The organism is Streptomyces sp. NPDC029296, assembly GCF_055569255.1.
Map to the genome: position 1 here is coordinate 1 of NZ_JBVHXT010000039.1, position 22888 is coordinate 22888.

Annotated in this window: 14 protein-coding genes; 1 reads left to right on the forward strand and 13 read right to left on the reverse strand. The window is 70.8% G+C overall.

Translation table 11 applies throughout. From position 1 onward, the window contains the following. Positions 1–207 precede the first annotated feature (207 nt). The 10 genes from ACZ4W9_RS29925 to ACZ4W9_RS29970 all read right to left on the reverse strand — a co-directional run bounded on the left by ACZ4W9_RS29925 (position 208) and on the right by ACZ4W9_RS29970 (position 17006). Positions 208–1905: an ABC-F family ATP-binding cassette domain-containing protein gene (locus tag ACZ4W9_RS29925; protein WP_467941035.1), complete on the reverse strand. Its 1698-nt coding sequence runs from the start codon at positions 1903–1905 to the stop codon at positions 208–210. A gap of 78 nt (positions 1906–1983) precedes the next feature. Continuing rightward, entirely contained in the window at positions 1984–3618 is a 1635-nt protein-coding gene (gene abc-f, locus ACZ4W9_RS29930; RefSeq protein ID WP_467941036.1) for a ribosomal protection-like ABC-F family protein, read from the reverse strand. A gap of 510 nt (positions 3619–4128) precedes the next feature. Continuing rightward, positions 4129–4518 carry a peptidase inhibitor family I36 protein gene (locus ACZ4W9_RS29935; RefSeq protein ID WP_467941038.1) on the reverse strand — a complete coding sequence of 130 codons (390 nt, stop codon included), beginning with the start codon at positions 4516–4518 and terminating at the stop codon, positions 4129–4131. Positions 4519–4997: 479 nt separating this feature from the next. Continuing rightward, the gene (locus tag ACZ4W9_RS29940; RefSeq protein WP_467941039.1) at positions 4998–5516 is read right to left on the reverse strand and encodes a sigma-70 family RNA polymerase sigma factor; all 519 of its coding nucleotides are present in this window, start codon (positions 5514–5516) and stop codon (positions 4998–5000) included. A 757-nt stretch (positions 5517–6273) separates the two neighbouring features. Next, positions 6274–6702 carry an Ohr family peroxiredoxin gene (locus tag ACZ4W9_RS29945; protein ID WP_467941040.1) on the reverse strand — a complete coding sequence of 143 codons (429 nt, stop codon included), beginning with the start codon at positions 6700–6702 and terminating at the stop codon, positions 6274–6276. A gap of 864 nt (positions 6703–7566) precedes the next feature. Next, on the reverse strand, positions 7567–10182 hold the full coding sequence (locus ACZ4W9_RS29950) for a SpoIIE family protein phosphatase (protein WP_467941042.1): 2616 nt from the start codon (positions 10180–10182) through the stop codon (positions 7567–7569). A gap of 370 nt (positions 10183–10552) precedes the next feature. Beyond that, positions 10553–11218, reverse strand: a complete 666-nt coding sequence (locus tag ACZ4W9_RS29955) for a CBM20 domain-containing protein (protein WP_467941044.1) — start codon at positions 11216–11218, stop codon at positions 10553–10555. 553 nt (positions 11219–11771) lie between these two features. Then, positions 11772–13421, reverse strand: a complete 1650-nt coding sequence (locus ACZ4W9_RS29960; RefSeq protein WP_467941045.1) for a purine-cytosine permease family protein — start codon at positions 13419–13421, stop codon at positions 11772–11774. Between the two features lie 711 nt (positions 13422–14132). Continuing rightward, the gene (locus tag ACZ4W9_RS29965) at positions 14133–15971 is read right to left on the reverse strand and encodes a cholesterol oxidase substrate-binding domain-containing protein (RefSeq protein ID WP_467941046.1); all 1839 of its coding nucleotides are present in this window, start codon (positions 15969–15971) and stop codon (positions 14133–14135) included. Positions 15972–16202: 231 nt separating this feature from the next. Beyond that, positions 16203–17006, reverse strand: a complete 804-nt coding sequence (locus ACZ4W9_RS29970) for a hypothetical protein (protein WP_467941048.1) — start codon at positions 17004–17006, stop codon at positions 16203–16205. Between the two features lie 357 nt (positions 17007–17363). Here ACZ4W9_RS29970 and ACZ4W9_RS29975 point away from each other — a divergent pair, with 357 nt between their 5' ends. Beyond that, positions 17364–17588 (forward strand): helix-turn-helix domain-containing protein, encoded by a 225-nt coding sequence (locus ACZ4W9_RS29975; protein WP_467941049.1) that lies wholly within the window; start codon positions 17364–17366, stop codon positions 17586–17588. Between the two features lie 528 nt (positions 17589–18116). Here the strand turns inward: ACZ4W9_RS29975 and ACZ4W9_RS29980 are convergent. The 3 genes from ACZ4W9_RS29980 to ACZ4W9_RS29990 form a co-directional block, all read right to left on the reverse strand. Continuing rightward, entirely contained in the window at positions 18117–19316 is a 1200-nt protein-coding gene (locus tag ACZ4W9_RS29980) for a cytochrome P450 (RefSeq protein WP_467941050.1), read from the reverse strand. Between the two features lie 64 nt (positions 19317–19380). Continuing rightward, positions 19381–20382, reverse strand: coding sequence for a terpene synthase family protein (locus tag ACZ4W9_RS29985; RefSeq protein ID WP_467941052.1), 1002 nt, complete (start codon positions 20380–20382; stop codon positions 19381–19383). 26 nt (positions 20383–20408) lie between these two features. Further along, positions 20409–22772: a cytochrome P450 gene (locus ACZ4W9_RS29990; RefSeq protein ID WP_467941054.1), complete on the reverse strand. Its 2364-nt coding sequence runs from the start codon at positions 22770–22772 to the stop codon at positions 20409–20411. Positions 22773–22888: the final 116 nt, after the last annotated feature.

Genomic DNA, 22888 nt, shown 5'->3' on the forward strand with positions numbered 1-22888 from the left:
CCCACCCGCACGATTACCCGGCCCGAGAGGCTCTTCCCGCTTGTCCGGGCGACGGGCTCCTCGCGCTGCAGGGCCCCTTCGCGGGCCTGCCGCCGCGAGATCCGGCTCGTCGCCGGCCGCGCCGTGTCGCCGACGACGCAGGACCGTGTCAGCCTGGGGAGGAGGGCACCTTCTGCTGCGCCCCGACCGCAGAGGGCAGGAGCGGCGTCATGACGAAGTTGGCCGATGACCTGCGGACTCTGAGCCGTGAAGCCTCCGCCCTCCGCGTCCCGCGTCCGGGCGGCCTCCCGGCTCCAGACGGAGCTCCCGGCCCTGCCACCGGCGTCGCAGCCAGCGGTCGTGGCTGGCGACGACGATGGCACCGGGGCCGGAGCCCAGGGCCTCCTCCAGTTCGTCGCACAGCCTCGGGGAGAGATGGTTGGTGGGCTCGTCGAGCAACAGCAGCTGGGGCGGGCGGGCCACCAGCAGTGCCAGCGCGAGCCGCCGCCGCTGCCCGACGGACAGCCGTCCGACGGGCTTGTCCATGTCCGCCTCGTGCAGCAGCCCGAGCGTGGCGAGCGGCACCTGCTCGGCCCGCGCCGGGCCCAGTGACGTCTCGTAGGTGTCGCGGACCGTGCGTTCGGGCCGGTCGAAGACGGTGTCCTGGGTGAGCAGTCCCACCGTCAGCCCGGGCCGCCTGCGCACCTCGCCCCCGGCCGCCGTCCGTCCGGCGAGCACGGCGAGCAGCGTGGACTTGCCGGCCCCGTTGCCGCCGGTGACCAGCAGCCGGTCGCCGGCCGGGATCTCCAGCGTGTCCAGCGCGAGCCGGCCGGGCACCCGGACGTCCCGCAGGGCCACCAGCGGCTGCGGCCCCTCCTCGACCCGTGTGGCCAGTTCCCCGGCCGCGAACCGCAGCGGGCGCGGCGGCTCGGCGACCTGGGCGCGCTCCAGCTCCTCCAGCCGCCGGGTGGCGTCGCGCACCCGGCGGGAGATCTGGTTCTGCACCCGGCCCGCCCGGTGGCCGTATCCCATCTTCTCGTTGTCGGTGCGGCCCCGGTCCGGGGCGACCCGGTGCGCGGTCACGCCCGCCGCCTTGCGCAGCTCCGCCAGTTCCTGCTGCTCCTCGGCGTACCGCCGCTCCCAGCGCTCCCGCTCGGCGCGCTTCTCGCGCAGGTAGGCGGAGTAGTTGCCGCCGTAGCGGACCGGGCCGTCCACCGCCGGGTCGAGGTCGACGAGGTCCGTGCAGACGGCGTCGAGGAACGCCCGGTCGTGACTGGCGACCACGACCGCTCCGGGCAGGGTGCGGATCTGCTCCTCCAGGAAGGCGGCGGCGCCGTCGTCGAGGTGGTTGGTCGGCTCGTCGAGCAGCAGCGTGGACGGGCGTCGTACGAGCAGCGCGGCCAGGGCGAGCCGGCCGCGCTGCCCGCCGGACAGTGAGCCCAGCGCGCGGTCGCGGCCGACCGTGCCGAGGCCCAGCCCGTCCAGCACCAGGGCGGCGCGGCGGTCGGCGTCCCACGACTCCCGGTCCTGGGTCTGCTCCAGCCGCCTGCCGTAGGCGTCGAGGAGTTCCTGGTGGCCGGGGTCTTCCTGCGGGGCGCGGGCGAGTTCCTCGCCGAGCCGTTCCAGTTCGGCGAGGTCCTCGCGGGCCTCGCGCAGCGCCTCGTCCAGCACCGCGGCGACGGTGGTGTCGGCGTCGTAGGGCATCTCCTGGTGGAGGAAGCCCGGCTCGGCGGGGCGGGAGACGCTTCCCGCGTCGGGTGCGTCGACGCCGGCGAGCACCCGCAGCAGGGTGGACTTGCCGACGCCGTTCTCTCCGATCAGGCCGACGCGGTGGCCGGGGGAGGCGGTCAGGGAGATGCCGTCGAGGACGCGCCGGCCGTCCAGGGTGCGGACGAGGTCGCGGGCGAGCAGAGCGGGCTGGGGCATGGGGAACCGTCCAACGTGTTCGGTGGTCGGCCCGCCGGGCGCGGAGCCTCGGACGCGGGCCACGTGACACGCCGGGGTTCACCCCACGGGGGCTCCCGTCTCCCTCAGCGTGCCGTCGGCCAGCCGCAGCCAGCGGTTCACGCCGATCTCGGCGAGGAACCGCTCGTCGTGGCTGACCACCACGAAGGCACCCTGGTAGGAGTTGAGCGCGCTCTCCAGCTGGCCCGCGCTGACCAGGTCGAGGTTGTTGGTCGGCTCGTCGAGGAGCAGCAGATGGGGTGCCGGTTCGGCGCACAGGACGCAGGCCAGGGTGGCGCGCAGCCGTTCGCCGCCGGAGAGGACGCCGACGGGCAGGTGGGCGCGGGCCCCCCGGAAGAGGAAACGGGCGAGCAGGTTCATCCGCTCCGCCTCGGGCCGCTCGGGGGCGTACGCGGCGAAGTTCTCCGCCACGGTGCGGTCCAGGTCGAGCAGGTCCAGGCGCTGCGAGAGATAGGCGATCCGGCCGTCGCTGCGCCTGATCTCCCCGCTGTCCGGCGCGAGTTCCCCGGTGATCAGCCGCAGCAGAGTGGACTTGCCGGCGCCGTTGGGCCCGGTGAGCGCGATGCGCTCGGGGCCGCGGACGGTCAGGTCGATGCCGCCGTCGGCGAAGACGGCGCGGCCGGCGTGGTGGACCTGCATGCCCTCGCCGAGGAAGAGGTTGCGGCCGGCGGGCACGTTGGTTTCGGGCAGTTCCAGGGTGAGGCGCAGTTCATCGCGCAGCGCGCGTCCGGCCTCGTCGAGGCGGGCCTTGGCCTCGCTGACGCGGGAGGCGTGCGTCTGACCGGACTTGCCGGCTGCCTCCTGGGCGCCGCGCTTCATGGTGCCGGCGAAGATCTTGGGCAGGCCGGCGTTCTTGAGGTTCTTGGAGGCGTTGCTCATGCGGCGCTCGGCGCGTTCGCGGGCCTGCTGCATCTCCCGCTTCTCCCGCTTGAGTTCCTGCTCGGCGTTGCGGACGTTCTTCTCCGCGACCTCCTGCTCCGCGCGTACGGCTTCCTCGTAGTCGGTGAAGTTGCCGCCGTAGAAGCGTAGTTCGCCGCTGCCGAGTTCGGCGATGCGATCCATGCGGTCGAGCAGGGCGCGGTCGTGACTGACCAGCAGCAGGCAGCCGGCGAAGTCCGAGAGGACGTCGTAGAGCTTGTGGCGGGCCTCGGCGTCGAGGTTGTTGGTCGGCTCGTCGAGAAGGAGGACGTCGGGGCGCTTGAGCAGCTGGGCGGCGAGGCCGAGGGAGACGACCTGGCCGCCGCTGAGGGTGCTCAGACTGCGGTCGAGGGCGAGACCGGCCAGTCCGAGGCGGTCGAGCTGGGCGCGGGTTCGCTCCTCGATGTCCCAGTCGTCGCCGATGGTGCTGAAGTGCTCCTCGCCGACGTCGCCGGACTCGACGGCGTCCAGGGCGCGGATCACCTCGGCCACCCCGAGGACCTCGGCGACGGTGAGGTCGCCGGTCAGGGGAAGGGTCTGCGGGAGGTAGCCGAGGGTGCCGCCGACGGACACCGAGCCGGTGGCCGGCTGGAGTTCACCGGCGATCAGCTTGAGCAGGGTGCTCTTGCCGGCTCCGTTGGGGGCGACCAGTCCGGCGCGGCCGGTGGTCACGGTGAAGGACAGGTCGTGGAAGACGGGGGTGTCGTCGGGCCAGGCGAAGGAGAGGCCAGAGCAGATGATGGCGGCGTCGGACATGAAAGGACCTCGAAGGCACGGAGGGCAGAACAGAGACCTCTGCCCTGGGCAGACATGGGGAAAGGGGTACGACGAGTCGGGCCACGTCGGCGTCGGCGCTCCTGCGCGCCGGCCGGTGGCCGTCAGATCCGGGTCTCACCCGGAGATGTCGTCTTCACCCACCATGTCTGCGTCTCCTCGATCACTCGGTTCAGGTCAGTGACAGTTTACCAGGTGTCGTTCCCGCGCCTGTCCGGCCGGTCCGCCGTTCACACGTGTGCGGGCGTTCGGCGTTCGGTGTCTTGCCCCCTCGCGTTGACGCTTCGGTAATCCCATGTCTCCGGCATCGCCGACTGACTGAAGGAGGCCGCCCTGAAGGCGGGTGATCCGCAGGCGGCGCCCGACCTCTGTCGGCGGGGGCGGACCCACCACCTCCCCGTGCCTGCCGGACCCACTGCCCCGGGTGCCGCGCGGGCGGGGACCGGCGCATCCGGCCCGGGGCGACCGGGCCGGGGCGGCTCGCAGAAGCCGTCAGCAGGCGCCAGGCCGCACTGAACTGATCTTGTCGTTCCAGTAGGGGTTCGGGACCCTCATGTCGACGATCGAGGTGTGGGCGTAGACCGTGAACTTGTCGCCCGAGTAGTTGTTGTCGACGTACAGGCAGAAGGCCGAGTCGGTGAGGTTCTGTACCGACGAGGTCTTGTCCTGCATGCTGCCGCTGGGAAGCGCCGAGACCTTGCCCAGGTCGCTCTCCGATTCCCAGTAACCGAAGCAGATGTGGGTGCCGTTGTAGTTGACGTTGTCCCAGAGCACGAGGGCGCCGTCGCAGCTCGCGGCCGGCGCCGCCGAGGCGGGGGAGACACCGAGAGCCAAGGTCGCGACAGCGCCGCAGGCCAGAGCCGTGAGGGAACGAACGAGCATGGCAGTCCTTCCGGTCAGAGGTGTGACACGACGGCCCGCCGCGAACGAGGAGGACCTTCCGTGTCACCGGGCCAGTCAGTACACGGCTGCGGCAGGGCTCCGGGTTCACGCGAACACGTCACACGTGTGTCGGACCGTAACACGTGGCGCGAGGCGGCGCGGGAACAACCGGGCGTACCCGGGTAACCGGGCGTACCCGCGTGCCGCGGCCCTCGGCTCCGTCCACCGCGGTGCCCTGGCCGGACGGGGCGGCCCCCGCCGGTTCAGCCTGGATGTCCTCCTCGGCGCGACGCCCGCACGAACACCCGGAACGCGCCGCCTGCACCGATCCGCGCCGACCCCGGAGCGGCATCACCACACATCCCGCCCGCTCACCGGGCCGTCACCAGGCAGCGAGTCGTTCGCCGGGGACGTGCGTCACTGGCAGGCAGGCAGGCAGGCAGGCTCAGGCGCAAGCGGCGCGGCAGGGCCCGGACGGCTCAGGGCGCCTCGGACCGCAAGGCGGCCCGCAGCTTGCGCAGGGCGTTGTGCTGACGGCTCTTGACGGTGCCGACCGGGACTCCGAGGATGCCGGCGGTCTCCTGGAGGGTGCGGTCGCACAGGTAGATGTGCACCAGCACGGCGCGGTGTTCGGCGGACAGCTTGCGCAGGAGCGGTCGGACCACCAGACGGTCGTGCACCGCCTCCGCGCCGTCGCCACCCGGCACCGGGTCGTTGTAGGCGTCCCCGACGACCTCCCTCCGGGCCTGGGGTTTGCGCACCCAGTCGACGACCAGGCGCCGGGTCACGGTGAAGAGCCAGCCCCGCACGGACCCCTCCGTCCCGAGCAGGCGGTCGATGTTCCGCCAGGCGCGGATGAGGGCCTCCTGCGCGATGTCCTCGGCGAGTCCGCGGTCACCCAGCATCTTCTCCGCGTACGAGACGAGACCCTCGCGGTGTTCCGTCATGATGACGGCGAGCAGATCGGATCGGGAGACGGCGGTGAGGGAGATAACCATGGCGTTCCGAACCATCCTGGTTCCGAGTCGTGCGGCGAGCCGGAGGCCGGATGCGGCCTCCGCGACTGCACTGTAGGCCGGGGCGAGTGCCGGAGAACTGACACGTGTGTGGTCGCCGTGTCGCGCCAGGCCATCGAGAGGCAGGTGTGCATGGGCGATCCTCCGTGCACCCGGGGAAGTGAAAATCCCTGCCACCAGGTGGTTTTCCCGATTCCCGCAGGCGTTTGTCTATCTCTACCCTCTTCAAACGTGTGCGTCTGTGAGGCATATCTCACGTACGGCGTGCTCCCTTGACCGGCGTGACGGGCCGCTCCACGTAGTCGACGATGCCGGGCGTGCCGCTGTACCCCTACAGGAAGTCGGAAGCCGTCGGGCCGTATCCCGACAGCGCCGCGCCCGCCGACCAGGCCCACAGCTGCACGGCACCCGGCCACGTGGGTTCCTGCGGCACTCGCGCAGTCGCCGTTCGTCGTTCGCCGGAGCCGGCAGCGGCCCGGTCACGGACGCCGTCTGCCCTGTCGCGAACGGCGGTCGCCCGGGCAGCCGGTGGCCGATCGACGCTCTTGGTCACCCCTTCGGGAAGTGATGTCGAGTGCACGGGGGCGGAGCGGCGGTGTCCGGTCCTCAGGACGAATGAGTGTGTATGGGAGGCCATGTCCTGCCCTCGCTCTTCGGTCGGCGGTGCGGGTGCGGCGGGAGGAGAAGGGAGCGGGCCCCGTGCCGGGGGAAGTGGCACGGGACCCGCCGTCAAGGGGGGTCAGGCGGCAGTCGTGGCGTTGAGGGCGACGGGAATGTTGCCGCGCATGGCCTTGGAGTAGGGGCAGATCTGGTGGGCGGCCCGGGCCAGTTCCCCGGCCGTGGCCTGGTCGACGCCGCCGAGGACCGGGCTGAGGACCGCGGAGAGCGAGAACTCGCCGTCGTCACCGTGGGTGAGGGTGATCTCGGCGGTGATGCTGGTACTGGTCAGCCGTATCTTGCGGGTCGTGGCGGCCCGGCGCAGGGCGCCCAGGAAGCAGGCGGCCCAGCCGGCGGCCAGAAGCTGTTCGGGGTTGGTCGCGGTGCCGGTGCCACCCAGCTCTTCGGGGAGGGCGAGTCCCGTCTCCAGGAGGCCGTCGGAGGAGCGGACGTGACCGCCGTCGCGGCCCTCCCCTTCGACGATGACGGCGGCTGTGTAGCTGACTGCCATGACTGGGCTCCCCATCTGTGCGAACAGGCCTGCGTCCACCTCTCTCCGAGGACACTACATACGTCACCGGTTGAAGTGGTGACGTTATCGTGGCAGTTTCCTTCATCACCCGTCAAGGCGGTGACTCGTATGTGCTTCCAGCCGCCGGCGATCTGATCTCCACGCGCTGCCCGGCCTCGCCGTCTGCGCGTCGCCCCCCGACGCACACCCGGTCGGCGGACGGTGGTGCCGCCATTTGCGGCGCCCGCACCACCTGCCTCCTTGTGTCAGCGCTGTCGTGCCGTCGGCGGTGCCGCGCCGTTCCGCCACGGCCGGTCCCCACGACGGTCACGGGCAGAAGTGGCCGTTGGGTTCGACGAGGCGGCCCACCTGCCGGTCGGACCACGTACCGTTGGTGTAGCGAGCCCGGAACCATGTGTTCCCGTCCGCTCCGAGGACCGAGATGAAGATGAGGGAGTCGCTGGTTTCTTGCCGAGGGTCGGCCTCGACGCGGCTCTGGACCAGCCGCCCACGGAGACCCATCCGTTCCAGGCGCCGTCTGGGTAGGTCCAGTTCGTCCACACCGCGTGATCGCTGCCGACGACGCGTGCTCCTTCGTCAACTGATCGGTCCTGACGGCGAAGGGAGGGATCCGGCACTCCCCGGCGCCTCCGGTCAGTCGATCATGGGCGGACGAGGGCAGACCATGGGAACCACCCGCAGAAGTAGTGCCCCAACGGCGCAGGCGGCGGTGGTCGTGGCGGCAGTCCTCGCCAGGGCATCGCATCCGTGGGTGGCGCTTCGGCTCGCGGGGGCGCGGGCCCTCTCGTGCGGTGTCCGGTGGCCGCGGTGGGAGAAGGCCCCGCCACCGGGGACGGCCGCCGGTCAGGTGCCTGGCGGGGTGGGACGCAGGGCCAGGAGGGCGATGTCGTCGGTGCTGCCGGCGCCAAGACTGAGGATCAGTTCATCGCAGAAGATGTCGAGAGTGGCCTGGGCGAGGGCGGCGGTGTGCCGGCGCAGGCGGTCCAAGGCGTCGCTGAGGGATTCCCCCGGGCGTTCGATCAGGCCGTCGGTGAACATGAGCAGGGTGGAGTGGGCCGGCAGCAGGTCGCGTGCGGTGGTCCTGGGCAGGGTGCTGTCCACACCGATGAGGAGGCCGGAGGCGGAGTCCAGGTAGTGGGTGTCGCCGTTGGGACAAGTCAGCAGCAGAGGGAGGTGTCCGGCGGACGAGTGGTGCACTTCCCATGGGCCGTTGTGAGGGTCTTTGACGACGGCGTAGGCGCAGGTCGCGGTGGAGTGCGGATACAGCGTGAGGGTCGCTAGGTCGAGACGGCGCAATACCTCCGAAGGCCGGTCCTGGCAGTCGACGGCGATGCCGCGGAGCATGTTGCGCAGTTGGCTCATTGTTACGGCGGCGTTCAGGTCGTGCCCGGCCACGTCTCCGATGACCAATGCCGTGTCCCCGTCGGGCAGGGTGAAGGCGTCGAACCAGTCGCCGCCGACCTGGGCGGTGGTACTGGACGGGGCGTAGCGGGCGGCGATCTCCATGGACGGGATGTGCGGGAGGCGGGGGAGCAGGGAGCGCTGAAGGCGCTCGGCCGCGGTACGGGTGTGCTGGTGCAGACGGGCGTTGTCGACGCTCAGCGAAATGCCTTGCACGAGGTCGGCGACGAGGAGCGCGTCCTGTTCGGTGAAGGGGGCGTCGTGTCCGGTGCGTACGACGATGAGGGCGCCCAGCACCTCGCGTCGGGCCCGCAGCGGGGCCATGATCGTGCTGGTGGCGCCCAACCGCTCGAACAGCCTCAGCTGCCGGGCGTCCAGGGCGCTTTCCGCCTGGTCCGGTGAGGGGATGTCGGTGATCAGCAGGGGTCCCGCGCCATTCAGTACCCGGGCCAGTGGTCCTCGCGCGTTCTCGGACACCGGGGGCAGTCTGCCGAGGTCCACCCCGACGCTCAGTGCCCGAGGCTCGCGGTGGACGACGCAGACCCGTTCGGCGTCCCCGTGCTCGTCGAGCAGGTCGACCACGCACCAGGCGGCCATCTGCCGGGTGAGCACTTGGCACACTCGGCGCAGTCCCTCGCGCAAGTCGAGCGTGCTCGACAGCGCACTGGTGGTGTCGGCCAGCAGGGTCAAGCGTTCCCAAGCCCGTGCCGCCGTCTCATCGCCGGCCCGCGGCGCCGCGGCCGCGCCGGTGTGCGGCCGCACCGAGGGCCCGGGATCGGGACGTGATACCGGCCGGTCCTCGCCCGGAGCCGTCGCTCTGGGCATGAAGTGACCGACCCGTACCGTGCGGCCGTCCACCGCCTCCTGACTACGGACGTGCAGACGTACATGGACCAGGCTGCCGTCCCGGTGCAACGCCGGCAGGGGAATGGACCGGCCCATGATGCGGGACCGGCCGGTCAGCCGGAGCGCGGTGAACCCGGCCCGATGCCGCTCGCGCAGATGCCCGGGAATCAGCACGGTCAACGGTCGGCCGATCAACTCGTCGGTCTGCCATCCCAGCAGGTCGGCCAAGGCCGCGTTGGCCGCGATGATCCGGCCGTCGTCGTCGGCCGCGACCGTCGGGACACCGCTGTCCTCCACGTCGCCGGCGTCCCAGGGGGCCAGCTCGACGGAGGTCGCGTCCGGCACGCCGGGCAGCAGCGTCCACGCGGTGGGCGGACCCCCGGAGAGTTGAGTGACCAGCTGGTCGAGCACCCACTGGTAGTGGTTCCGCACGTGCGGCGGGGCCGGCAGGGTGAGCAGGGTTCCCAGCTGCGCCGCCGCGTCGCCTTGTTCGCACACGTGCCGCAACGTGTCGACGGCGGGCGCGGCGTCCAGCGGAAACGCGATCTCCAGGGTCACCGTGGCGCCGCTGGTGACCGTCTCCTCCAGCGCGGATGTCATACACGCGTTGATCACGTTGGCTACATCGCCGGCGACGAGCAGCTCCGAGTCCGACACTCCGGTGCGCTCCTCGACGCGTGTGGTCAGCATCAGCTCCCGCAGCAACTCGTCACCGTGCTGCTGCGCCGCGCGGAACACGATGTAAGGCATGTCGATCAGCGTCACGGTCGCGGTTCGCCCGCACAGCGCCACGGACTCCCACCCGGACGTCGGCGGCACCGGGGCCTTGGGCCATAGCTCGAACCAGACCGTCTTGCGCCCCTCCCCGGCGTGGGCTCCATGACTGGAAGCCAGTTCCTCGACCACGGCAAGGCCCCGTCCGGCACCGGCATACGGCCTGGTCTCCCGCGGCACGAGCGGGCGGTCCGGCCGGCCGTCGCCGACTCGCACGCGCACTTGCCCTTCGCGGGACCAGACCCTCACCTCCACCTCGGTACGCGCGTGCAGCACCGCGTTGGTCACCAGCTCACTGGTCAGCAGCTCGGCGATGTCCACCACCTCCGGCGCGACACCACGCAACGCCGACCGCACGAACCGCCGGGCCAGCGGCACACTGCGCGTCTCCGGAGGAAAGAGCCGGAAGAGGGCTCCGGACGGATGAGAGCTGTCCATAGCACTATCAATCCCTATAAGGACTGAAGTCTAACTTGCCCGTGCGACGTGATCCACGGTGCGGGGGAGGCTTCCCGCCCTGCCACCGCAACGCTGCTGCCGTGCAGGGCGGCCTCACCTTCCACGGCGGGACGAACGGCTTCGCGATCTCCCACAGCGCAAAGGACGAAGTCACCCGTCCGGGCGTCCCGCCAGCCGGCCGGGGCCCGGCGGAGGACCCGCACACCGACTCTTTCGGCCAGCGACCGTAACCGCTCGTTCCTGCCGCCGGACATCGGCGCGGCATCTCGGCCACCCGTACCGGGGTGTGCTTCCACGCCCGTGCGGCCGGCTCCTCGAAGCCGACCGCACGGACCGCCGGCGCCGGGCCTCAGCGCCAGATGTCGTTGAGCGTCACACTGCCGGTCGACGTGGTGAAGACGGTGCGGTTGTCGCCGTTCTCCCAGGTGACGGTGCCGTCCGGGTTCTTCTTCAGGTACTTGTACTGGATGGTGGTGCTGGGCGGCAGCTGGTGGCCGCCGGACCACAGCGGATAGGTGGCGGAGTCGGTGGTCAGGGGGAGGGCCTTGGCCGGGTCCCAGGCGCCGAGGTCGGCGACGTTGCCGGAGACGTAGAGGTTCTGGCCCCAGGCGGTGGTGGCGCTGGCCTGGAACGTGGCCGTCACGGGGGTCACGTTCCAACGGTCGTCGTTGCCCGGCCCGTCCTGGGAGACGGTCAGGGTGCGGTTGGGAATGCTTTCCCAGGTCAGGGTGCCGGTGGGCGAGCGTTTGATGTACTTGTACTGCACCGTGAGGCCCGGGGGTAGCCGGACGTCGGCTGACCAGTGCGGGTATGCGCTCGCCGTGGTGCCCAGAGGAACGGCCCTGGCCGGGTCCCAGGCACCCAGCTGCGGGGCGCTGCCGGACACCAGGAGGGTCTCGCCGTCGGTGGTGGCCTGCACGCCGAAGGAGACGGAGACGTCCTGTGCCGTGACTGCCCGGGCGCGGGGAGCCGTGACGGTGAGCAAGCAGGCGAGGAACAAGCCGAACGTGAGCACTGACCGTCGGGTGGACGGAACCCGATTACGTATCAACAACACGTCACCCCTTGTGTGGTGGAAGCGGTCGCGGACGGGACCGCGTCGGCGCACATCTCAACACAAGTTGAAGTCGTCCAGTGACCGAGAGTGTTACTCATGGTCGACAGGCCCGGTGATCCGGCCACACTGTGTGGATTAATCCAGGCAGTTCATTAAAAGGTTGAACGGAAGGACGAACGTCCGGGAGAGGGAGTTCTTCCTGCTGGTCGTCCGCGTACGGGCGCTTTCGAGAGTCTCTTCGGGTTCGCGGCCCAGGCCCCTCCCGGCTGTGACCCCGCTCCCCGGGGCGTCATCCGCCTCTTGCGCAAGTTGACGCAAAATCCTTCAGCCGTCGCTCCGCGATGGCGGCGCACGGCAGCCGGCTCATCACATAGGTAGGCACCGCGCCGGGCGCCACCGAACACGGCGAACGCGAGCACCGGCACCAGTGCCGGGACGTAGCCGAGCCGTCCGGCGATGCGTGCCGTGAGCGAAGAGGCGTACGGGAGCCGCCTTGCGGCTGGCCGGGCGTCTACACGGTAGCGGGCAGTACGTGGCCGCCGGCCTTGTCCGTGCTGAGGCACAGGGAGCAGATCACGGCGTCGTGGGCGGCACAGGCGGCCAGGTCCGGGCGCTCGTAGGGCTGGTGGCAGACGTGGCAGTCGAGGGTGAGGGCGCTGGGGTTGCCGTCCCGGTCGAGCATGGGCGCGTCGATGCCGTCGTCCGTGCGGCGTAGGTAGTACTTGCCCTTGGTGGCGATCGCCATGAGCGGGGTGAGGACGAAGGCGATGACGGCGGCGGCGACGGGGGAGTAGGGCTGGAGGGTGTCGCCGAGGGCGTGGAAGTACATGGCGATGGACAGGCCGGACGCGGCGACGAAGGCCGTGACACCGACCGGGTTGACGGCATAGAGCATGCCTCGGCGGAACTCGGGGGCGTGGGGGGAGAGTTTGAGCAGGTACTTGTTGATGCCGATGTCGGTGGCCACGGTGACGACCCAGGCGATGGCGCAGTTGGAGTAGAAGCCCAGGATGCTGTTGAGGAAGCTGAACATGTCGGCCTCCATCAGGGCGAGCGCGAAACCGAGGTTGACCAGGACGAAGACCATGCGGCCGGGGTAGTGCTTGGTGAGGCGGGTGAAGGAGTTGGTCCAGGCGAGGGAGCCCGAGTAGGCGTTGGTCACGTTGATTTTGATCTGGCTGATGACGACCAGGACCACGGCCAGCGGGAGCACCAGCCAGGACGGCATCATCGCGTCGAAGGCGCCTTTGAACTGCTGGATCGGCTCGGGGGCGACGTCCGGCCCGACCTCGGCGAGGATGTACACCGCGAGGAAGACGCCGATGGCCTGTTTGAGCGCGCCGAGCACCACCCAGCCGGGACCGGCCATGATGACCGCGGTCCACCAGGTGCGCTTGTTCGCCTCGGTCTTGGGAGGCATGAAGCGCAGATAGTCGATCTGCTCGCCGATCTGTGCGATGAGGGACAGGCACACGCCCGCGCCGAGCAGCACGGAGGCGGTATCGACGCCGCCGTCGCCGTCGGTGCCGGCGTAGGCGAGGAAGCGGTCGACCGTGCCCGGGTCGGTGGCGATCAGGTAGACCAGCGGGCCGACCATCAGCAGCAGCCAGATCGGGGTCGTCCACACCTGGAGCTTGCTGAGCGCCTTCATGCCGTAGACCACCAGGGGGATGACCATCAGGGTGGAGACCAGATAGCCGAGCCAGAGCGGGAGTCCGAGGCCGAGCTTCAGACCCTGCGCCATGATCGAGCCTTCGAGGGCGAAGAAGATGAAGGTGAAGCTGGCGAAGATGACGCTGGTGAGGACCGAGCCGTAGTAGCCGAAGCCGGAGCCACGGGTGATCAGGTCCAGGTCGATGTTGTAACGCGCGCCGTAGTACGCCAGGGGGAAGCCGGTGACGAAGATGACGACGGCGGCGACCGCGATCGCCATGAGCGCGTTGCCGGTGCCGTGCGCCAGGCCGATACCGGCGCCGATGGAGAAGTCGGCCATGTAGGCGATGCCGCCCAGCGCCGTCGTGGCGACGACCATCGGGGTCCAGCGGCGGTAACTGCGAGGCGCGAAACGGAGGGTGTAGTCCTCCAGTGTCTCGTTGGCCGCCTGGTCGGCGGCGCTCTTCGCCGGTTCCGGCGTCGTCTGTCGTGACTCGGTTGTACTCATGCCACGTCTCCCGGTGGGGCTGGGTGCGGGTGCGGTGAAGCGGTGGAGAGCCCCGAGCGGCGTCATCGGCGAAACGGGGGAGCCGTGCGGGCCGTCGTGAGTCGTTCCGGCGGCCCTGTATACGACTCTGATCCCACGGCCGGTCACACTAGAAAGCGGGTGTTACCGGCGATTCCTCTTGACGTGAACACGATGTTTCCGCGGGTTCGGAAGGCCGGACGCGGCAGGCGGGCAGGGTGATCGTCCCGACGATGGCCTTCTTCGACGGCCTGGGCGACCCGCTCGCCACCGCGGCAACGGCGCGACGAGCGGCGCATGCGTTTCACCAACGGCCAGTGGGAATACCGCACCGACGCCCCGCCGGCCCTCGAGTGGCCCTTCCCCGAACCGGTCGATCTCCCGGCCCGTGATCCGGGAGTCCGCCACGGCCGACGTGGTCACCGCGCCCAGCCGCCGGTCCATCCCGGACGTGACCACCCACATCAGGGCGAAGCCGTCCGTGGCCTCGCGTCCCCCGGCACCCCGGCCCGGACCGCGGCCGACGCGACCGGACGGTCCGACCAGCCCCTTCCTCATCGACGCGGTCGGACGATCGGGGGACACCGAACGCCGCGCGGTGGCCGGGGTTCGGACGTGGCCTCACCGAGCGGAGCGCACCCGCGCTCGCCGGTGAGGCCGCTTTCGTCGGTCCGGGCCCGGCAGGGTCGCCGATCAGCGCAGCAGGGTGTCGAGGAACGGGCTGGACATCACATGGTGGGGGTCGAGCCGGTCCAGGACCGCGACGGCCGTGTCCCAACCCGGCCCGCCTCCGGCACGCAGGCCGGCGGGGACGGCGCGGGAGAGGACGTCCGGGTCGGACCACGCGGCGGTGTCGGTGTAAGCCCAGCCCTTGGACCACTCCGCCCGGACCGTCGCCCTGTCCCCGTCCAGGGCGAACAGGAACTGCTCGACTTCCCGGTAGAAGCGGTGGAGGGCGGGTGTGGTCGGCAGGGAGAGGATGTCGATCCACACCGCGGTGTCGGCGTCCGGCCGGTCGGGGCGCGGTCGCAGCGCGGACAGCAGGGGAGGCCGCGCGCCGGGTACGCCGCAGACGGACGGGTCCTCCAGGCCGGTCACGCGGATCTCCACCTGGCCGTTGACCGGGTACTCGCCGCGTGCCGCGTATGCGGCGAGCAGCGTGCGGTAGAAGTCGGCGAACCGGCTGACCACCCATTGCAGATCGGCGCGACGGACGAGGACGGCATAGCCGTTGGCCGTCTCGCGCAGTGTGGTGGGCCGGATGTACTCCAACAGGTTGCGGGAGGCGCCCCACAGGTCCGACCGCAATCCGCCCGCCAGCAGCTGGGTCAGGATGTCACCGGTCAGCACCTCCCGCACGAGGTCGTCGGAGAGCAGGACGTCGGTGATGTCGTTGGTCAACGCCACCTTGGCCAGCAGGTACTGCACCCTGCCGAAGAGTGGCGCGCTCGCCCAGGCCCCCGAGACCAGGGATCCGGCCAGCCGGGCCACGGGCTCGGGGAGGGAGTCGGAGAACGGATAGTTGTACGGCTCGTCGACCGCGCGGGAGCCCAGCGGGCGTCGCGGAGTGACGCTCCAGACCTTCAGCCACGGCTTGTCGGTGAAGGCGAACCAGATCGCCTCCACGCGGCCGGTCCGGTCCACGAAGTCGGCCAGGGTCCGCTTCCCGGCCGCGGTGCCCGGGGCGGCGAACAGTTCGGTGGCCGGGATGTCCAGGATGGACTGGCAGCGCAGGTTCTGGTCGGCGCCCACACGCAGGACGGCCTCGGTGACGAGTGAACGGCCCAGGTGGGTGAGGAGCGCGTCGCAGTCGGGTTCCGCCCGGCCGACGGTCCGCAGGACGTAGCGGCCGGCGCCCTCGTCCCAGACGACGGCGGTCAGTTCGGTGACCAGGTTGCTCAGCGAGCCGTAGCCGTGGCCGGGCGGTGGGTTCTCGCCGACGGCGGGGACGGCCGTACCGTGCGCGCCGATGGCGAGCGCGCCGCCGACCGACAGCTGTCCGGGTGCCGGAGCGGCGGTGACGCCGTGACCGGCGGCGCCGGCGAACGCGAGCAGGTCCTCCAGGGTGGCCCCGGTCTGGACCCGGACCTCGGCCGAGCCGTCGGCGGACCGCCGCTCCATCGACATGGCGGTGAGGTGTGCGGTGGTGTCCAGCAGGACGACCTGGGTCGCGGCGGGTGTGCCGTCGGCCACCGTGAGCGGGGCCCAGCCGTGCCGTTTGCCTTGCGCACGCACCGTCCAGCCCGCGCCGTGCGCCCAGTTGACGATGTCGAGCACATCTTGGGGGTGGCGCGGAGCGCACGTCCACAGCTGGTCGGTGTGGATTTCACCGGCCCAGTTCTCGTAGACGCGTCGGTAGATGTCGGGTCCGGCCGGGAAACCCGGCGGTGCCGGGGCCGCGTCGGCGGCGTGCGCGCCGTCCGGGCGGACCAGCCCGCGCAACAGCCACATCGCGCCACCCGCGGCGGCCGACGACGCGAGCAGTTCGCGTCGCGACAGCCCACCGCCGTGAACCGAAGAGTCGCCCGCCATCCGTGAGACCTCCCCTGTCCCGCCTAACTCAGCCGTGCCGAGCCGGTCACGTGCACACGCTACCCGGTAACAGGCTTTCGACTCCCGGGTGTTCGGCGGTTTCCCCACGTGGAACCGCTGCCTCCGGTGAGGCGGCGGTCACCGGCGTCGCGTGCCCAGAGGCAGCGCCATCTCCTCGTCGGCACAACGGGATGGCCGAGGGCCGCCAGGGCCGTGGGGAGGACACGGTGGCTACGGCAACGCCGCCAGCTCGTCGGCCCCGTCCAGAAGGGCACCGAACGCGTTGAGCCATGTCTCGCGTGCGGCAAGAACTCGCTGGGCTCGGTCGTACCCGCGTCGGAGGGCCGCGTGCGAAGGTTCACGCCTGGCACGTGCATGGGCTCGCCATGACTCCGGATCGAGATCGAGGGGACTCGTGATGGTCCCGCTCCGCAGCCCCACCCACAGCCTGCGCATCTCCACCGTGCGGGCGGGAGTGAGCCATGCTTGGTCCGCCTCGGCCATTTGAAACCTCAGTCCCTGGTCGAGCTCCTCCCAGTGGGCCTGGAGATCGTCCAGCCAGAGCGCCTGCGGACCAACGGTCTGGGAAGTCATGCCGGTAAGCACCCGCTGGTACGCCGCTTCGAGCGGCCGAATCCGATCAAGCCAGGTGTCGACTGCCTGACCTGTCTCATAAGACCCCTGCGCCGAGGCGATCGAGGTCGGCCGGACTCGGCGGAGCGCTGTCAGCGCTCCGTCCAGGCTGGTCTTCTGAGCCCGCAAGGATCGCAGGTCCGCGGCGGAGAAGGGACGCAGCAGCACCTGCTGGAAGGCATCGATGTCCCGCCGGGCGCGGCGTCGGATCTGCTGCTTCTGCAGGGCTTCCGCTTGGGCATTGCCGAGGTACCCGAGGACGAGCAGCGCGGTGGGAATGCCGAACATGACGCTGGTGAGGCTGGAGATCAGATTGGTCAGGAAACTTCGGTGCTCCCACCAGCCGTGGCCGTCACCGTAGACGCCGGCGACTATGCCGAGAACGCCCAGCGGTACACACATGTACACCACGAAACGGATCGCCCTCGGTCGTGAAGACCAACCCCGCCGCGCTCGCGCCAGCCAGTTCCTCGGCACGTCCCCCACCCCCAGCAAGTCCCGAGATCACAGCCGAGAGTAGCGGTTGGCGGCCACGACCTCGAACGTACGCGTCGCGGCCGGAGCATCGCCGCACCGGACCGCATCCGAGCCGGTCGCGGCGGCCCACGAGAAGGTGCGCGGGAACCCGCCGGCCGTTGCGGCGCCGCCGCACCCGGGCGGGGACCGTTCGTGGAAGAACGCGGCGGCCAGGGGCATCGCGTCCTTTCCGGGGTAGACGGCGATCACAACCGGGGAACCGATCGCGGAAGGAGACGAGCCATGCGGAAGGGCGAACAGATCACCGGGGTGGCCCGTGAGGAGCTCGCGCGGGAGATGAAGGAGCAGTACGAGGGCGGCAGGTCCATACGGGCCATCGCCGAGGCATACGGCCGGTCGTACGGGTTCGTGCACCGCGTCCTGACCGAGACGGACGTCTCCCTGCGGGGCCGGGGTGGGGATCAGCCGCGGCGGCGCCTCGGCACGCCCGCCCACTCGGGCCGGTAGCCGTCCTCCGCCGGGCTGCGGCGAGTCGTCCGCGACGGGCGGCCCGCCGCGCCGGTGCGGCGGTGGACCCCGCCGGACGGCTGCCGCCGTGCCATCCGGGAAACCCGGCGAACCGAGCGGCGCGGTCAGCAGGCTGATGCAGTCGCGGTACGAGTGCGCGGGCCGGAGCAGGGCAGGGTCAGCGGCCATATCGGCCAGTGGTTCACCTTCGGCAGGCGGCATTCCGGCGATCTCGGTGCGTCGGGGCGCCGGTCCGCACGCGGACCCCCCGTGACTCGGGAGGGACCCGCGGGCGATCGCCCAGGTGTCCACCGTGGCCGATCGCCCGCGGAGGAACCTTCTGAGAACCGTGGATCCGGCTCCGGGCAGGAGGCGGTGCCCCACCTGCTCAGTTCGAGGAGCCGTTCGGAGCAGCGGCGGGGTGGGGCTGCCGGGTCAAGAAAGCAGGTGGTCTCGTCGGCCATGCCGGTCCTGCGGCTCGTACTCGCGCGACGGGGAAGAGCGAGGGGCGGGCGGTGGGGCCGGCGGTCACCAGGTGACCGGGAGTGCCTCCACGCCGTAGACCGTCGAGCCCTGGCGGAAGCGGAGGGCCGTTTCGGGGACGGCGAGTCGGAGGGTGGGAAAGCGGCGGAGCAGGGTCGGCAGGGCGATCTTCATTTCCAGCCGGGCCAGTTGCTGGCCGAGGCACTGGTGGATACCGAAGCCGAAGGACAACTGGGCGACCGGGCGGCGGCGGAGGTCGAGGTCATCGGGGCGCTCGGGGACGAGGCCGGGGTCACGGTTGGCGGTCAGCGGAGAGAGCAGCACGTGCTCGCCCGCGTTGATCCTGTTCCCGCCGAGGTCGATGTCGGCCACGGCCGTGCGCAGAAGTGGCGCCGGGATGGCGAGATGGCGCAGGAGTTCCTCCACGGCTGTCCCCACCACCGCGGGATCGTCGCGGAGGGAGGCGAGTTGGTCGGGATCACGGAGCAGGGCCAGCACGCTCAGGGCAAGCATGGTCGCCGTGGTCTCGTGTCCCCCGACGAGGAGGGTGGTTCCGAATCCGATCAGTTCGTCGTCGGTGAGCTCCGCGCCGTGCTCCCGCACCACCGTGCCGAGCACTCCGCTCCCGGGGGTGGCCCGGTCGCGGGTGACGATGTGCGCCATGGCCGCGTTCAGTTCGGCCGAGGCGGCCACCAGGCGGTCGGCGTCGGCCGTCCCGTCCATGATCACTTGGGAGCAGCGCTGGAACATGGACCGTGTCTCGTACGGGACGTCGAGCAGTTCGCAGATCGCCAGCGAAGCGATGGGCAGGGCGAACGTCTCGACCAGGTCGACGACGGGGCCGTGGTCCACCATGGCGTCGAGGTGGCCGGAGACGATCGTCTCGATCGCGGGCCGCAGCCGCTCGATCCGGCGGACGGTGAAGCTGCCGGTGAGCATGCGGCGGAGGCGGGCGTGATCCGGACCGCTGTACGCGGGCAGGAAGCCCGGATGATTGAACAGGGTGCGTGGCAGCGAAGGGTCGATGCCGTTGCCCGTCACCAGGCGCTCGTCCGCGAAGGCGGCCCGGACGTCGCTGTACCGGGTGAGGACTACGGCTTCGATCTCGCCGCGCACCGGGTGGAAGACGCGCAGCCGCCGCGGGCCGCCCTCGTCGCGCATGCGGAGGAGGTCCGGTGACGGGTCGAACGGGCAGGTCCGGTCCCGTTCGGAGGCTACGAAGGACGCTGAACGCCGATTGGGCATGCTGCATGCTCCTCAAGTGTGTCGATCCGGGGAACGCGATCTTGTGGTGATGGCCCGTGTTGGCCTATACGCGGTACCGGGTGGAGGCGTGGTGCCAGTCGTAGGCGCCGCGGATGGTGGTCTGCAATGCCTCGGTGCAGTAGCGCCGCAGCAGGTCGCGTTCGGCCGGGTCGAGGTCGCTCGTGGCCGGGGCACCGAGAAGGGCGCGGTGGGCGCCGGTGAACAGTTCCAGGGCTTCGTCCTGGCGGCGAAGGGTCTTCTCGATCGCTTCCGGCCGGGAGATCCCGTACTCCCGTTCCAGGCAGAGCACGAGGTTGTTCGGTTCTCCCAGAGCCGCGTCCTTGTCCAGGGAAACGATGTCGTTGTCGCAGATGATGAACGTCTTCGTCATCTCGCGCATGATCGACAGGTGCGGCAGCACGTACAGGTGGTCCGGGAGGACGCACGAGGACAGGCGCTCGGCGAGATCGATGACCGGTGCCACGCCGATGGTGTGGCGCCGCACGCGCAGATACGCGTTCAGGGGCATGGGGGTGCCGGTCTGCCGGCTGAGCGCCTCGTGGACATGGTGGTCGAGGTAGGAGGACCAGTGGGCCGCGGACCGCTGGATCCAGTCCCCGGGCATGTCCCGGCAGCTGCGCCGTCGCATGTCCGCGAAAGCGCCGGCCAGGGGCAGCGGGGACGCCTCGCCGCCGATGCCCTCCTTGACGAGCTCGACGATATGGCGGGCCCGCTCGGGCGACCGTCCCCACTGCTCGTCGAGTGCGTCGTCGAACAGGAAGTACCAACTCTGCTGGTCGACCCCGAGATCCAGTTCGTCTCCGGTCGCGTTCGGATAGAACATGGCCGCTATCAGCGGGAACTGGCCCTTGAGGTGATGGGTCTCCTCCTCTCCCGAGGACAGGAAGCCGAAGGACTTCGGCCAGGCGAGGTGGCGCTCGTGGGCGCGCCGGAAGTCCGTACTGATCCGGCGGGGAAAAGGGACGCGAACCGGGGCCGGGGGCCCGGAATCGTCCTCGCTCACGGACCCGGTCGCGGGCACGGTCGCCTCTGCCGTCGATGTCATGATGGGGCGCACCTCCAGAATCGGGTTCAGCGGGCCGGCCAGGGTGAGACGCGCATGGGCAGTGCGTTGGGCCGGATCAGCGCCTGGACGACCGGCCGGACCCGGCGTCCCGCGACCGGCTGCGGTCGCCACCGCGAGACGACGGAGCGGAGGACGACCAGCATCTCGGTCATCGCGAAGTGGTCCCCGATGCACTTCCGGTTGCCCAGGGCGAACGGAACGTAGGCGCCTGGTGGAAGATCCTTCTCGGTACGGCCGAGCCACCGGTCCGGATCGAAGCGCAGGGGATCCGGGAAGTACGCCGGGTCCCGGTGCATCGTCACCGCGCTGTAGATCAGCTCGGCCCCCTGCGGGAGCCCGACGCCGCGGACCCGCACCGGCTCCGACGCGCGCCGCATGAGCAGCCAGTTGGGCTGGTGCAGGCGGAGCACCTCCCGGAGGAACCGGTCGGTGAAGGGAAGCGCCGCCGCGCTGGGCAGGACGCCGGCGGGCAGCGCGTCGCACTCGGCTTTGATCCGCTCGGTGATCTCCGGGCGCCTGCCGAGTTCGTGGAGCGCCCACGACAGCGTGGTCGACGTGGTCTCGGCACCGGCCATGAGCAGGGACAGCAGTTCGTCGCGGGCCTCCGCGTCGGTCATTCCCCGCGGATTGCCGGGGGTGCCGGCGAACATGATCGACAACAGGCCGCCGCGGTCGGCGGGGTCCTGCCGGGCCTGCCGGACAGCGGTGTCGGCGAGTTCGCGCAGCGCCGCGGCCGCGGACAGGTACTTGCGGTGCCCCAGCACAGGCGAGGACGCGATCGGCGCGGGCAGGACGGTACCCACGAAAACCCCGCGCATCACCGTGGTCAGGTGCTCCGCGACCCGCTCACCCAACTCGGCCACGCCCGCGGCGCCGTCCGGGTGTTCCGTGCTGAACAGGGTCGCGACGAGCATGCCCGTCATCATCCGGCGCATCACCAGGTCCATGGCGATCACCTCGCCCGGTTTCCACGCCGACACCTGTCCCTCCGCGATGCCGGTCATCGTGCCGACGCACGCGGCGATGCTGTCACGGTGGAAAGCGGGCTGGAGCGCCCGCCGTTGACGCCGGTGGACATCACGCTCGGAGGTGATGATGCCGTTCCCGATGAAGGGCCGCGCGACATCGAAGAGCAGCCCTTTGCCGAACTTCCTGCTCTGCGTGACGAGAACGTCGTGTACGGCCTCCGGGGAGTTCAAAACGAACACCGGCCGGCTCCCGAGGAATATCCTCACGATGTCGCCCCGCGCCCTGACCGATTGCAGGAAGTCCACCCGTCTGGCGACCAATTGCGGCAGATGGCCGAGCAGGGGAAAGCGGCCCGGCACAACGGGTGCCGTCGCTGGAGCGGTGGTAGAGCGCATGAGCATGGACCCTTCCGAAGTGAACGGGGAACCTACGTTCGCCACCGGTATTCCGTTCCGGTAGGCCGTACGGTGACGACGTCGGCCCAACTGTGTTCCGCGGCCACCCGTCGGTGCATCCGTCATGTGACTGCGGGAGCGGGCCGGCCGAGCACACCGGAGTGAGTCGAGCAGTAGGTCATGGGCCCGGTGATCGAGGTCGCCGGTGTGTCCGGGCAGGTGCCGTCCGCGGATTTCGCGCCCGGAGCCGGCCGTTGTCGCGTCCCGGGATGGCAGCAGCTGAAGCCCAGCGGCGGCACAGCGAGCCGGAGTCCGTGTGCGCTCGGGTGGCGGGCCGGATCGCCCGGGCGGATCTGCGCCGACGGATGCCGGACCACACGCGTGGTTTGCCGGCGCCGGTCGGCGGAGGAACGGTCGGCGGGCGGCCAGGTGGCCGGCCACCGCGACACGGCGGGCGCGCGGCACCTGCTGAATGGCGCCCGGTCGGACGCCGACGTGGTCCGGGACGATGTCCGCGACCACGTCACCGAACGGCCCGGCCCAGGCGGGGCGCTGATCAACGAGGACACCGGCTTCGCCAAGAAGGGCAGCGCGCCGGCCGGGCCCTGGCCGAGCGGGAGTTCTACTGCCCCCGGGTCCTGGACCGTCGACGGCGAGCGGTGCCGGGCGGCCGAGATCCACGGCGAGCGGGATTCGTGTCCAGGGGGCAGCCGGCCCGGGGCATCGTCCGCCGCTGCCCGCCGGCCCGATCTTCGATCCGGGCCTGCCGCACATCACCGCTGGGTGGCGTTCCGCCGTAGCCTGTCCGGCCCTGGCGAGGCCGTCTGCCACCTCGCCCACGCACCGCTCGGCAACCAGGACGCCGGCCTGGTCCGGTTCGCCGGCAGCCGCCGGGCGACCGAGGAGTGCTTCCAGGCCGCGGAGAACGGCTGGGGCCTGGGCGAGCGCGTGGCTCGCCGCTCCATCGACGGGTACGGGTACCTCGCCCCAACCGTGCTCGCCCATGCCTTCCTGGCTGCCCTCGCCCCGCTCACCGTGGCAGGGACCCGGCGCCTACCGGATCCTCTCCTGCCCCGACAGGACAGACCCCTGCATGTCCCTGGACCGCTTCCACTGGCGCA

Bases quoted from the DNA above. Each gene is read 5' to 3' on its own strand.
- abc-f (WP_467941036.1), bottom strand. From the start codon at position 3,618: ATGTCCGACGCCGCCATCATCTGCTCTGGCCTCTCCTTCGCCTGGCCC.
- ACZ4W9_RS29950 (WP_467941042.1), bottom strand. From the start codon at position 10,182: ATGGACAGCTCTCATCCGTCCGGAGCCCTCTTCCGGCTCTTTCCTCCG.
- ACZ4W9_RS29980 (WP_467941050.1), bottom strand. From the start codon at position 19,316: ATGCCCAATCGGCGTTCAGCGTCCTTCGTAGCCTCCGAACGGGACCGG.
- ACZ4W9_RS29935 (WP_467941038.1), bottom strand. From the start codon at position 4,518: ATGCTCGTTCGTTCCCTCACGGCTCTGGCCTGCGGCGCTGTCGCGACC.
- ACZ4W9_RS29985 (WP_467941052.1), bottom strand. From the start codon at position 20,382: ATGACATCGACGGCAGAGGCGACCGTGCCCGCGACCGGGTCCGTGAGC.
- ACZ4W9_RS29960 (WP_467941045.1), bottom strand. From the start codon at position 13,421: ATGAGTACAACCGAGTCACGACAGACGACGCCGGAACCGGCGAAGAGC.
- ACZ4W9_RS29940 (WP_467941039.1), bottom strand. From the start codon at position 5,516: ATGGTTATCTCCCTCACCGCCGTCTCCCGATCCGATCTGCTCGCCGTC.
- ACZ4W9_RS29970 (WP_467941048.1), bottom strand. From the start codon at position 17,006: ATGTGTGTACCGCTGGGCGTTCTCGGCATAGTCGCCGGCGTCTACGGT.
- ACZ4W9_RS29975 (WP_467941049.1), top strand. From the start codon at position 17,364: ATGCGGAAGGGCGAACAGATCACCGGGGTGGCCCGTGAGGAGCTCGCG.
- ACZ4W9_RS29945 (WP_467941040.1), bottom strand. From the start codon at position 6,702: ATGGCAGTCAGCTACACAGCCGCCGTCATCGTCGAAGGGGAGGGCCGC.
- ACZ4W9_RS29965 (WP_467941046.1), bottom strand. From the start codon at position 15,971: ATGGCGGGCGACTCTTCGGTTCACGGCGGTGGGCTGTCGCGACGCGAA.
- ACZ4W9_RS29990 (WP_467941054.1), bottom strand. From the start codon at position 22,772: ATGGGCGAGCACGGTTGGGGCGAGGTACCCGTACCCGTCGATGGAGCG.
- ACZ4W9_RS29925 (WP_467941035.1), bottom strand. From the start codon at position 1,905: ATGCCCCAGCCCGCTCTGCTCGCCCGCGACCTCGTCCGCACCCTGGAC.